This is a genomic window from Rhizobium sp. CF122, from assembly GCF_000282035.1.
In the GTDB taxonomy this organism is placed as follows: domain Bacteria; phylum Pseudomonadota; class Alphaproteobacteria; order Rhizobiales; family Rhizobiaceae; genus Rhizobium.
The window spans coordinates 1-12,324 of record NZ_AKKA01000028.1 but is presented as its reverse complement, the minus strand read 5'-3'; the positions used below and the strand labels follow the sequence as shown (position 1 = coordinate 12,324).

Annotated in this window: 7 protein-coding genes; 5 read left to right on the top strand and 2 right to left on the bottom strand. The window is 61.3% G+C overall.

From position 1 onward, the window contains the following. Window positions 1-90 precede the first annotated feature (90 nt). The 4 genes from ptsP (at window position 91) to PMI09_RS07585 (ending at window position 5,477) form a co-directional block, all read left to right on the top strand. Entirely contained in the window at window positions 91-2,358 is a 2,268-nt protein-coding gene (ptsP, locus tag PMI09_RS07600) for a phosphoenolpyruvate--protein phosphotransferase (protein ID WP_007790623.1), read from the top strand. A gap of 28 nt (window positions 2,359-2,386) precedes the next feature. Then, window positions 2,387-3,466: a peptide chain release factor 1 gene (gene prfA / locus PMI09_RS07595; protein ID WP_007790620.1), complete on the top strand. Its 1,080-nt coding sequence runs from the start codon at window positions 2,387-2,389 to the stop codon at window positions 3,464-3,466. Next, the gene (gene prmC / locus PMI09_RS07590) at window positions 3,463-4,344 is read left to right on the top strand and encodes a peptide chain release factor N(5)-glutamine methyltransferase (RefSeq protein WP_007790617.1); all 882 of its coding nucleotides are present in this window, start codon (window positions 3,463-3,465) and stop codon (window positions 4,342-4,344) included. Before prfA ends, prmC begins: the two co-directional genes overlap by 4 nt. A gap of 344 nt (window positions 4,345-4,688) precedes the next feature. Beyond that, complete coding sequence (locus PMI09_RS07585) at window positions 4,689-5,477, top strand: DUF4167 domain-containing protein (protein WP_007790614.1); 789 nt, start codon at window positions 4,689-4,691, stop codon at window positions 5,475-5,477. Between the two features lie 168 nt (window positions 5,478-5,645). On the opposite strand, the gene PMI09_RS07580 is transcribed toward PMI09_RS07585, so the two are convergent. Beyond that, entirely contained in the window at window positions 5,646-7,088 is a 1,443-nt protein-coding gene (locus PMI09_RS07580) for an FAD-binding oxidoreductase (RefSeq protein WP_007790611.1), read from the bottom strand. A gap of 315 nt (window positions 7,089-7,403) precedes the next feature. Between PMI09_RS07580 and clpB the strand changes: the two genes are divergently transcribed. Continuing rightward, window positions 7,404-10,007: an ATP-dependent chaperone ClpB gene (clpB, locus tag PMI09_RS07575; protein ID WP_007790608.1), complete on the top strand. Its 2,604-nt coding sequence runs from the start codon at window positions 7,404-7,406 to the stop codon at window positions 10,005-10,007. Window positions 10,008-10,061: 54 nt separating this feature from the next. Here the strand turns inward: clpB and PMI09_RS07570 are convergent, their stop codons facing one another. After that, a complete protein-coding gene (locus PMI09_RS07570; RefSeq protein ID WP_007790605.1) occupies window positions 10,062-12,002 on the bottom strand; it encodes a M23 family metallopeptidase in 1,941 nt (646 codons plus the stop codon). Window positions 12,003-12,324 lie beyond the last annotated feature (322 nt).

Sequence of the window (12,324 nt, the reverse complement as noted above, 5' to 3'; positions counted from 1 at the left end):
TTCTGAACAGGCTTGCCGCGCGTTCAAGTTGAAAAGTCACGCGGCTGTTGGCTGTAAGACTTTGATGTTTGTTTTGGAGCTTGAGACGCAATGAGAGACCTTTCGGGCGGTCCGCGCGTGCTGCTCAAGCGGCTGCGCGAGTTGATGGCGGAGCCGCTGGAGCCGCAGGAGCGTCTCGATCGGATCGTTCGCCAGATTGCAGCTAACATGGTGGCGGAGGTGTGCTCCGTCTACGTGTTGCGCGCCGACGGCGTTCTCGAGCTCTATGCAACCGAAGGTCTGAAGAAGGAAGCGGTCCACCTGTCCCAGCTCAAGATGGGCCAGGGTCTGGTCGGCACGATCGCCGCATCGGCGCAGCCGCTCAATCTCTCCGACGCGCAATCGCATCCGGCCTTCCGCTACCTGCCTGAAACCGGCGAAGAGATCTATCATTCCTTCCTCGGCGTGCCGATCCTGCGCACCGGCCGTTCGCTCGGCGTTCTGGTCGTGCAGAACAAGGCAAGCCGCACCTATCGCGAAGAAGAGCTCGAAGCGCTCGAGACGACCGCGATGGTGCTTGCCGAGATGATCGCCACCGGCGAGCTCAAGAAGATCACCAAGCCCGGCCTCGAACTCGACCTGACACGTTCGGTGACCATCGACGGCGACACCTATAACGAAGGTATCGGCTTGGGTTACGTCGTGCTGCACGAGCCGCGTATCGTCGTCACCAACCTGCTGAACGAGGATTCCGAGAAGGAAATCCGCCGTCTCAGCGAGGCGCTCGGATCGCTGCGCATCTCGATTGATGACCTTTTGTCGCAGCGTGACGTTTCGATGGAGGGCGAGCACCGCGAGGTTCTCGAAACCTACCGCATGTTCGCCTATGACCAGGGCTGGGTGCGCAAGCTCGAGGAAGCGATCCGCAACGGCCTGACGGCGGAAGCCGCGGTCGAGAAGGTGCAGAGCGACACCAAGGCGCGCATGATCCGCATGACCGATCCCTATTTGCGGGAGCGGATGCACGATTTCGAAGATCTCGCCAACCGGCTGCTGCGGCAGTTGACCGGCTATACGGGCCGCACCGCGGGGGATGGTTTCCCGAGCGACGCCATTATCCTGGCGCGTGCGATGGGCGCGGCCGAGCTACTGGATTATCCGCGCGCCAATGTGCGCGGCCTGGTGTTGGAAGAAGGCGCGGTGACGAGCCATGTGGTGATCGTCGCGCGTGCCATGGGCATTCCCGTTATCGGCCAGGCGGCGGGCGTGGTGGCGCTTGCCGAAAACGGCGATGCCGTCATCATCGATGGCGATGGCGGGCATGTGCATCTTCGCCCCATGCCGGAGCATCAGCGTTCCTACGAGGAAAAAGTACGGTTCCGCGCCCGTCGGCAGGAGCAGTTCCGGGCGCTGCGCTCCGTCGAGCCGCGCACCAAGGACGGGCAGCGCGTGTCGTTGATGATGAATGCCGGGCTGCTGGTCGATTTGCCGCAGCTTTCGGACTCGGGCGCCGAAGGCATCGGGCTGTTCCGCACCGAGCTGCAGTTCATGATCGCCTCCACGATGCCGAAGGCGGAAGAGCAGGAGCTGTTCTATCGCAACGTGCTGAAGCAGGCGGCCGGACGGGTCGTGACGTTCCGCACGCTTGATATCGGCGGCGACAAGGTCGTTCCCTATTTCCGCGGCCATGAAGAAGAAAATCCGGCTCTCGGCTGGCGGGCGATCCGCCTGTCGCTTGATCGTCCGGGTCTGTTGCGCACGCAGCTGCGCGCCATGCTGAAGGCGGCGGCCGGCATCGAGCTGAAGCTGATGGTGCCGATGGTGACCGAGGTTTCCGAGATCGCTGCGGTGCGTGAGCTTCTGCAGAAGGAAGTGCAGCATCTCTCCCGCTTTGGCCATGGCCTGCCGCGCAAGCTGCAGTTCGGCGCGATGCTGGAGGTGCCGGCACTGCTCTGGCAGCTCGACGAACTGATGTCGGCGGTCGATTTCGTCTCGGTCGGCTCGAACGACCTGTTCCAGTTTTCGATGGCGGTCGATCGCGGCAATGCGCGCGTTTCCGACCGCTTCGATCCGCTTGGCAAGCCGTTCCTCAGGATCCTGCGCGACATCGTGCGGGCGGGCGAGCGCAACAACACGCCGGTGACGCTGTGTGGCGAGCTTGCCGGCAAGCCGATCTCGGCAATGGCACTGCTCGGCATCGGCTTCCGTTCGGTATCGATGTCGCCGGCGTCAATCGGTCCGGTGAAGGCGATGTTGCTCGGTCTCGACGCCGAGGCGCTGGCAAAGGTGATGAACGAGGCGCTTGACGATACCAAGTCAGCGACCCCGATGCGTGACGTGCTTGCCCACTTCGCCGATGCTCACAATATTCCTCTTTAGTTCAAGACAAGCAGAATCGGAGTGAAGGGTGGCGAAGCTTCCCGTTGAAAAGATGCGCGAGCTGGAACGCCGTTTTGGCGAGATCGAAGCGCGCATGTCGGCTGGCCCCTCGGCCGATGTCTACGTCAAGCTCGCCTCCGAATATTCAGAGCTGCAGCCCGTCGTTACGAAGATCCGCGTCTACGAGAAGGCAATTGCGGAGCTTGCGGACCTCGAAACCCTGCTGAATGACAAATCAGTCGACCGCGAGATGCGCGATCTGGCCGAGCTGGAGCTGCCTGAGGTGAAGGAGCGGCTGGAAGCGCTGGAGCAGGAAATCCAGATCCTGTTGCTGCCGAAGGACGCCGCCGACGAAAAGAGCGCGATTTTGGAAATCCGCGCCGGAACCGGTGGTTCGGAAGCCGCACTCTTTGCCGGCGACCTGTTCCGGATGTATGAGCGCTATGCCGCCGCTCACGGCTGGAAGGTGGAAGTGCTGTCGTCGAGCGAAGGCGAAGCTGGCGGTTTCAAGGAAATCATCGCGACGATCACCGGCAAGGGCGTGTTCGCCAAGCTGAAGTTCGAGTCCGGTGTCCATCGCGTCCAGCGCGTGCCGGAAACGGAAGCGGGTGGCCGCATCCATACCTCGGCCGCGACGGTGGCGGTTTTGCCGGAGGCGGAGGAGATCGACATCGAGATCCGGCCGGAAGACATCCGCATCGATACGATGCGCTCCTCCGGTGCTGGCGGTCAGCACGTCAACACCACCGACTCCGCGGTGCGCATCACCCACCTGCCGACCGGCATCGTCGTCACCAGCTCGGAGAAGTCTCAGCACCAGAACCGCGCCAAGGCGATGCAGGTTCTGCGCTCGCGGCTCTATGACGCCGAGCGTCAACGCGCCGACAGTGAGCGTTCTGCCGACCGCAAGAGCCAGGTCGGCTCCGGCGACCGTTCCGAGCGCATCCGCACCTACAACTTCCCGCAGGGGCGGGTGACGGACCACCGCATCAACCTGACGCTCTACAAGCTCGACCGGATGATGGTCGGCGAGATCGACGAGGTGGTTGACGCGCTGATGGCCGACTATCAGGCGAGCCAGTTGGCTCAACTCGGCGAGCAGCAATGAGCATGAGCGGGAAACAGGCCGAGCCTACGGTTTCCCAAATGCTGGCTGAGGCTCGCCGTCGCTTCACCGAAGCCGGCATAGAGAGCGCTGCCGCGGATGCTCGTGTGCTGGTCGCAGGGCTGCTTGGACTCTCGACGACTGCTATCGTGACGCGCGGTGGCGAGACCGTCGCCACGGAGCAGGCGGTCTTGCTCGAGCAAGCGATCGAGCGCCGGCTGGCGCATGAGCCGGTTCATCGCATTCTTGGCGAACGCGAGTTCTATGGCCTGCCACTATCTTTGTCGGCGGAAACCCTTGAGCCCAGGCCCGATACGGAAATTCTCGTCGATACGATGCTTCCTTATCTGCGCGATCTTGCAAATACCGAGGGCCGTATCCATATCCTTGATCTAGGAACCGGAACCGGGGCGATATGCCTGGCGCTATTGAGCGAATGTCCGGAAGCGTCAGGCGTCGGCAGCGATATATCGACCGATGCGTTGAGGACGGCGAAATCAAACGCGGAAAGAAACGGATTACAGGATCGCTTCGAAGCCATTCGGTCCAGCTGGTTTGAAAACATCCACGGCGCGTTTCATGCGATTGTCTCAAATCCGCCCTATATCGCTTCTAAGGTTGTTCACACTCTCGCTCCCGAAGTGACGAAATTTGATCCACCTGCCGCACTGGATGGCGGCGCGGATGGGCTTGACGCCTACAGAACCATCGCCAAGGATGCGGCAAGGTTCATGCAGCCGAATGGCGTTGTGGGACTTGAGATCGGCTACGACCAGCGAAGCGACGTGACAGACGTTTTCGAGGCTGAAGGCTTCAAGCTTCTGGAATCCGTAAAGGATTACGGCCAGAATGACCGGGCGCTTGTGTTCGCGCTCAAGTGATGCGCGGCAACCCAAAGCATTGAACAGGACATTGGTGTCATTGCGAAGAAAAGGCTTGGATTTCCACGGGAAGCAATATAGGTTGACCCCACGCGTTGGAGAGATAGGACAGAACGACGAGTCGTTCGATACTAGCTCGGCCTAGGGGGTCCGCTCTTTTAAACGAGAGCTTCAAAGGTTGAACACGACCCAACGCGTGAATCAGTCAAACTGACTTGAGAACAAGCGGCAGGTTGGCGCGAAGGCGCAGTATGCTTGCGGCACGAGGGCCCTGAGCCGGTGAACCGGCCACGGCGGTTGGTGCCATAACTCCACAACAAACAGAGAATTCAGGTGAACGATCTATGAGGCCAGGACAGCAGAACAAGCGCGGTCGCGGGCGTGGCAACAACGGCGGCGGCGGTGGTGGAAATAACAATAACAACAACTTCAACCGCAAGGGCGGCAATCCGCTGACGCGGACTTATGACAGCTCCGGCCCAGACGTTAAGATCCGTGGTACCGCGCAGCATATCGCTGAAAAGTATGCGCAGCTCGCTCGCGACGCGCAGAGCTCGGGTGACCGTGTCATCGCCGAAAACTACCTGCAACACGCCGAACACTACAATCGCATCATTGCCGCCGCACAGGCGCAGATGCAGGAGCGCTTCCAGCGCGACGACCGTAATGAATTCAGTGAAGGCGCCGAGCGCGAAGGAGACGACGTCGAGGGCATCGACAACGACGACGTCGTCATCGTCCAGCCGCCGCGTCAGCAGCACGAGCATCAGCAGCGCCGTTCGGACGAGCAGTCGCAGCGTCGCCGCGATGAACAGCCGCGTCGCAACGACGAGCAACCTCGCCAGCCGCGGCGTCAGGAACAGCAGCCAGCTCCGGTTGAAGCCGTTGCTGTAGCGCCGCAACCCGAAGTCATCGATGGCAGCGGTCCGCAGCCGGAGATCGAAGGTATCCCGGTGGAGGTTTCGATGGACGAAGAAAGCGCCGCAGGCCAGCCGCGCGAACGTCAGCCACGTCGCCGCACTGCCGGCAGCCGCCCGCGTCGTTCGCGTCGCGCTGCGGAAGGCGAGGCTCAGGATGAGGGAGAAGCCGCTTCCGGCGAACCGCCCGTCCTGGTAGACGTCACCTCGGATTAATGGATTGCACTTGCCCTTAGGAAGACGTGGGGCCCTCCAGGAGAAGTGGGGAATGAATGAGGGGCCGTCCTGGGACGGCCTCTTTTTTGATGTCTAACGGCCTTTACGGTCTTGGCATCTCGTCTGGCATTGTCGCCGGATCCTGGCCGCTGCCGCTTTGCTTGCCGGTCAGCTGGCAGCCCGCATCTCCGTCTCCGGCTTCACATTCTGGTTCATCCTAAAAAGGTTCTGCGGATCGTAGTGCTGCTTGATCGCCGCTAGGCGCCTGTAATTGGCACCATAGGCCGCTTCAACACGATCGGCTTCATCCTCCGGCATGAAGTTGATGTAGGCAGTGCCGATGGCATTCTTCTTTGTCGCCTCAAAAAGCGCGCGCGCCCAACCGATACAAGTGTCATCCATCGACTTCTCACGCCAGCGTGCATGAACGTTCATGACGAAATGCGAGTTTCGCTGCGGGAAGGCCGTGGCCTCCACGGGGATGCGGCCTGCCGCGCCGCCTACATGGCCAATGAAGATTTCGCACTCCGGACCTGGAAGCTTGCGTACGGCGTCGAGAAGTATCGCGATCGTCGCGTCCGAAAGCTCGGCGAAGTCCTGGCTCTTCCAGTAGTTGCGCGCACCCGGTGTCAGCAGCGGATCGAAAGCCTGCTGCCAGGCGGCGAAGGGCATCGGAGCGACGACGTCGGCGATCGGACGACCGATGGCGCGAAGCTCGGCAGTCGCTGCCTTTCCCTTTTCGACGTCGCCGCAATAGCACATGGCAAGCACTACGATTTCCTTGCCATGCCATTCTGCTGGCAGGAAGGGAAGCGGTGGTGCCCTGCGCATGACGACCCAGCACGTCAGTTCGTCAGGCGCGGTTTCGAGTGCCTGGCGATATTGCTTGAGCACAGTGTCTGCATCGGCGAAGGGATGAACGACCAGACCCGCGAGGACATCTCCAGGCAGGTCGTGAAGCCGGAATTCGAAGGAGGTCACCACACCGAAGTTGCCGCCACCGCCGCGCAAGGCCCAAAAAAGGTCCGGCTCCTCGCGTTCACTGGCGCGCATGAACTTCCCTTCCGCTGTCACGACGTCCATCGAAATGAGGTTGTCGATCGTCAGTCCAAATTTGCGGGTTAGCCATCCAAAGCCGCCACCGAGTGTCAATCCCGCGATGCCGGTCGTGGAGTTGATGCCGGTGGGCAGGGCAAGCCCGAAAGCTTGCGTCTCTCCGTCCACGTCGGCGAGTGTCGCGCCCGGCTCAACGCGCAGGCGTCTCGTGCCTGGGTCAACCCTTACCGATTTCATCGGCGACAGGTCTATAACGACGCCGCCTTCGCAGACGGCATTGCCGGCGATGTTATGCCCCCCGCCGCGAACAGCCAGCAAGAGTCCATTGTCGCGCGCAAACCGAACTGCTCTCATGACATCGGCTGCGCCAGCGCAGCGCGCGATAAGGCCGGGGCGCCGGTCGACCATGGCATTCCATATAGCCCGCGCCGCGTCGTAATCTGCATCCTTTCCACTCAGCAACTTGCCGCGCAACCCTGCCGCAAGGCCTTCGATGACCACGTCTTTCACTAACGCTTGACCCTTTTTGAGGGTCGTGAGGTTCAGGTCGTCCATGATTTCCTCCCCAAGGCGAGATAGCGCGTTTCCGCCGCGGCATCTTGCGCTCCGCGCCCGCCATTCACAAGCGGTAGCTAATATGCTGTAGACCGAGAAGCGCGGCGACAGCTTCCATCAGGTCCTGGCGTTTGATGTCGTGGTTTTTCGCCTGGTAGCCTCTTTAAACTGTTAAAATCCTCCACCATATCCAGCCAAAGTTCGTCGGCCGCAAATCCCAACCGCGGCGGAACAATGGGCTTGCCATTTAAGGGAGCTCAATCTCAGTCATCGGCCTGTGCCTTATGAGGGCAGGGCGATTCATGGAGGTACAGTATGAATATTGAAAAATACTCCGAGCGGGTGCGCGGTTTCATTCAATCCGCCCAGACCTATGCGCTTGCGCAGGGGCACCAGCAGTTCACCCCCGAACATGTTCTGAAGGTGCTGCTTGACGACGATCAGGGCATGGCCGCTTCGCTGATCGAGCGCGCAGGCGGTGACCCGAAGGCTGCGCGTCTTGCCAACGATGCCGCACTTGCTAAGCTGCCGAAGGTTTCCGGCGGCAACGGGCAGATCTATCTTGCTCAGCCGCTTGCCAAGGTTCTTTCGACTGCTGAAGAGGCAGCGAAAAAGGCTGGCGACAGCTTCGTCACCGTCGAGCGTCTGCTGCAGGCATTGGCGATCGAGTCTTCGGCGTCGACGTCTACCACGCTGAAGAACGCTGGCGTGACTGCGCTTGCGCTCAATCAGGTGATCAACGAGATCCGCAAGGGCCGCACGGCTGACAGCTCGAATGCCGAACAGGGCTTCGACTCCTTGAAGAAGTACGCACGCGATCTGACTGGCGAGGCTCGCGAGGGCAAGCTCGATCCCGTCATCGGCCGCGACGACGAAATCCGCCGCACGATCCAGGTTCTCTCGCGCCGCACCAAGAACAACCCGGTGCTGATCGGCGAGCCCGGCGTCGGCAAGACCGCCATCGTCGAAGGTCTTGCGCTGCGCATCGTCAACGGCGACGTGCCGGAATCGCTCAAGGACAAGAAGCTGATGGCGCTCGACATGGGCGCGCTGATTGCCGGCGCAAAGTATCGCGGCGAGTTCGAGGAGCGGCTGAAGGCCGTACTCAACGAGGTGCAGGCCGAGAACGGCGAGATCATCCTGTTCATTGACGAAATGCACACGCTGGTCGGTGCCGGCAAGGCGGATGGGGCGATGGACGCCTCCAACCTGCTGAAGCCTGCGCTTGCCCGCGGCGAGCTGCACTGCGTCGGTGCGACCACACTCGACGAATACCGCAAGCATGTCGAGAAGGACCCGGCCCTTGCCCGCCGCTTCCAGCCAGTCATGGTCGAGGAGCCGACTGTCGAGGACACGATCTCGATCCTGCGCGGCCTCAAGGAAAAATACGAGCAACACCACAAGGTCCGCATCTCGGATTCGGCCCTGGTCGCGGCTGCGACGCTTTCCAATCGCTACATCACCGACCGCTTCCTGCCCGACAAGGCAATCGACCTGATGGACGAAGCTGCTGCGCGGCTGCGCATGCAGGTGGATTCCAAGCCTGAGGAGCTGGACGAACTCGATCGGCGCATCATGCAGCTGAAGATCGAGCGCGAGGCGCTGAAGAAGGAAACCGACACGGCATCCGCCGACCGGCTGGTGCGGCTTGAAACCGAGTTGACGGGTCTTGAGGAAGAGGCCGATGCCCTCACGGCCCGCTGGCAGGCGGAAAAGCAGAAGCTTGGCCTTGCCGCGGACCTAAAGAAGCAGCTGGACGAAGCACGCAACGAACTCGCGATCGCACAGCGCAAGGGCGAGTTCCAGCGTGCCGGCGAGCTGACGTATGGCGTCATTCCGGAACTGGAAAAGAAGCTTGGTGAGGCCGAACAGCAGGATAGCGATCGCAGCGCCATGGTGCAGGAGGTCGTGACCCCCGACAACATTGCGCATGTCGTCTCTCGCTGGACCGGCATCCCGGTTGATAAGATGCTGGAAGGCGAGCGCGACAAGCTGCTTCGGATGGAAGACGAACTGGCGAAATCGGTGATCGGTCAGGGTGACGCGGTTCAGGCCGTTTCGCGTGCGGTGCGCCGTGCGCGTGCCGGCTTACAGGATCCGAACCGACCGATCGGCTCGTTCATCTTCCTTGGCCCGACCGGTGTCGGCAAGACGGAGCTCACCAAGGCGCTTGCCCGCTTCCTCTTCGACGACGAGACGGCAATGGTGCGCATGGATATGTCCGAGTACATGGAGAAGCACTCCGTGGCCCGGCTGATCGGCGCCCCTCCCGGCTATGTCGGCTATGATGAAGGTGGTGCGCTGACGGAAGCCGTTCGCCGCCGGCCGTATCAGGTCGTGCTGTTCGACGAGATCGAGAAGGCGCACCCTGATGTCTTCAACATCCTGCTGCAGGTTCTGGACGATGGCCGCTTGACGGATGGTCAGGGCCGGACGGTCGATTTCCGCAACACGATGATCATCATGACGTCGAACCTCGGTGCCGAATACCTGACCCAGCTCAAGGAAGGCGACGACAGCGAGGTGGTTCGCGAGCAGGTGATGGAGGTCGTGCGCAGTCACTTCCGGCCGGAGTTCCTGAATCGCATCGACGAGATCATCCTGTTCCATCGCCTGAAGCGCGAGGAAATGGGCGCGATCGTCGACATTCAGCTGAAGCGTCTGGTGGCGCTGCTTGCCGAGCGCAAGATCACGCTCGAGCTCGACGACGATGCGCGGACCTGGCTCGCCAACAAGGGCTACGATCCGGTCTATGGCGCGCGGCCGCTGAAGCGGGTGATCCAGAAGTATGTTCAGGATCCGCTGGCCGAACAGATCCTCTCCGGCCAGGTGCCGGATGGATCGACGGTGAAGATCACCAGCGGTACCGACCGGTTGTTGTTCCGCACCCGGAATACCGCGGTCAACGAAGCGGCCTAAGATCCTTCGATCTCAGTAAGAAAATGGCGGCTTCGGCCGCCATTTTTGTGGATGCTATTTGCTTGCCACCTGCGGCGGCGGCTGGTTGCCGAGAAGGGTGTCGATACGCTGCCGCTCGTCTTCGAACTTTGCCAGCGCTTCACCCTTCAACGACTTGCCACCCGGAAGGCGCACGCGCAGGGGATCGACCTTGGTGCCGTTGACGATCATCTCGTAGTGCAGATGCGGGCCAGTGGATTCGCCTGTCGTACCGACCCAGCCGATCACCTGGCCCTGGCGCACCTTGGCGCCGGGAATGATGCCCTTGGCGATGGCGCTCTGGTGATTGTAGGAGGATTCGTAGCCATTGGCGTGGCGGACGATGGTCTGGTTGCCGTAGCCGCCAGAATCCCAGCCCGCCTTTTCGACGGTACCGTTGCCGACGGCGATGATCGCCGTGCCGCGCGGAGCGGCCCAATCGACGCCGGTGTGCATGCGGGCAAAACCCAGGATCGGGTGCCGGCGCATGCCGAAGCCCGACTTGAAAATGCCGTTCGGCACGGGATTGCGCAGCAGGAATTGCCGAATGCTCTTACCGTCCTGATCGAAGTAGTCGATCGAACCGTCTTCCGGATCCTGGAAGCGGTAGAAGCGGGTCTGCGTGTCGCCGAAGCGCGCATTCACGTAGAGAAGCTCGGAATCGGCCGTTGCCTGTCCGCTGGAATCGGTGACCGAAAAGAAAGCCTCCAGAGTATCGGTCGGGCGCAATTCCGCCTGGAAATCAACGCTGCTCGCCAGCAGCTTGATAATCAGCGCGGTCATGTCCTTGGTCATGCCGTAGGAGAGCGCAGCACGATAGATGCCGTCATAAACGCGCGGCAGGTTCTGGTTGGACGGGATCGATGTCGAGCTGTCGTCGAAGGCGGTCGTGACCGCATCGATTTGCGGCGGCTCGTGCCCGGCGACGAACCGGTCGTGGTCGTCGAGCGCCACGGTGACAAGATGGCGGGTGCCGCGATAGACGCTGGCGCGGATGATCTTGGCCTGCTCGCCTCTTTGCAGGATGCCGATCCGCAACACATCGCCCTTCGAGAGATCGTCCGATCCGATCATGGGCGACAGATAGGCAGACAGGCCCTTGGCCTGCGGCTCCGGATAGCCCGACTCCGTCATTGTTTTGATGATCGAGGTGTCCTGGCGTACCGGGATGATGTCGTCGGCAAACTCTTCCGTTTGCGGCGTGATCGATTCCGGTGCGGAGACCGTCATGTTCTGCTCGAGGACACGGGCCGTCAGGCCGGCCGTCAGGTCAACGTCATTGTCATCGTTGGAGAAGCGGCGTGGGTCCACATAGTAGAGTGCTGCGACCTGGGCCGCACCGTCGGTCAGGACGGAGCCGTTGGAGCGCACGTTCTCCTCGATCTCGTCGAGGGTCATACCGGCTGCTACCTGGAGATCGGATTTTGCCGTGGGGTAGGCTACCGTTTTCAGACTGACCTCAGACTCCACGTCCGAACCGTAGATCTGTCCGGTGCGAACGTTTGGCTGTGCATCGGGCTCGTCCGCCGAGAAGATCGTCAGCGGGTTGAAGCTTGGATAGTCCTCGGTCGCGACGTGGTTGGCGGCAAGCGTTATCTTCACACGTGCAAAGGGCTGGCGGCGGACAACCTCCTTGTCACCCTCGTGGACGACGGTCGAGACCTCCATGATCTTGCGGTCCGACGGCTTGGCTGCAATCGCGGAGGCAATCAGGCGGCTGCCGCGCGTCACGTCGGTATCGGCATGCGCCTCGGCATTGATATTGGCGTAAGCCTCGGCAGGGATCGCCAGCTGCTGGCGACCGTCGAGTGCGGCGAAGAGCGCCACGCCCATCAGCACGCTCGATGTTATGCCGGTGAGGAACGTACCCGAAAGCCAGCGCAATGAAACCTCGCGGCGGTCCGGCGCACGTCTGCCATCGGCGAGAAGCGGCGGCTCGTTGCCGAACGAGCGGATCATCATCTTCTCCGTCATCATGGCAGGTGGATCCGCGTCCTTTCGGTGGGCGTCTTCGGGCAGCTGTGGCTGGCGCCGAAAAGTGCATAGTTTGGCAATAGAAGTCAAATGGGCCGGGTGCGCACACCCAAATCATTCGCCCTTGAGACCACCTGAATGTGAAGATGTGAGGGCGAAGTACCTCGCCATTGCGTTTTGGGACCCTATTTTCTTAGAAATGATCCGGCTGGCCGCGCAATCGCGGGGCCGAGAAGCTGGCCTCTGGAAATCCGCGTTAAAATTCAATGCCATGCAAGAAATCTCGTTTTTTTTGAAAACCGCTGTTGACTTAGAAAAGGGGTAG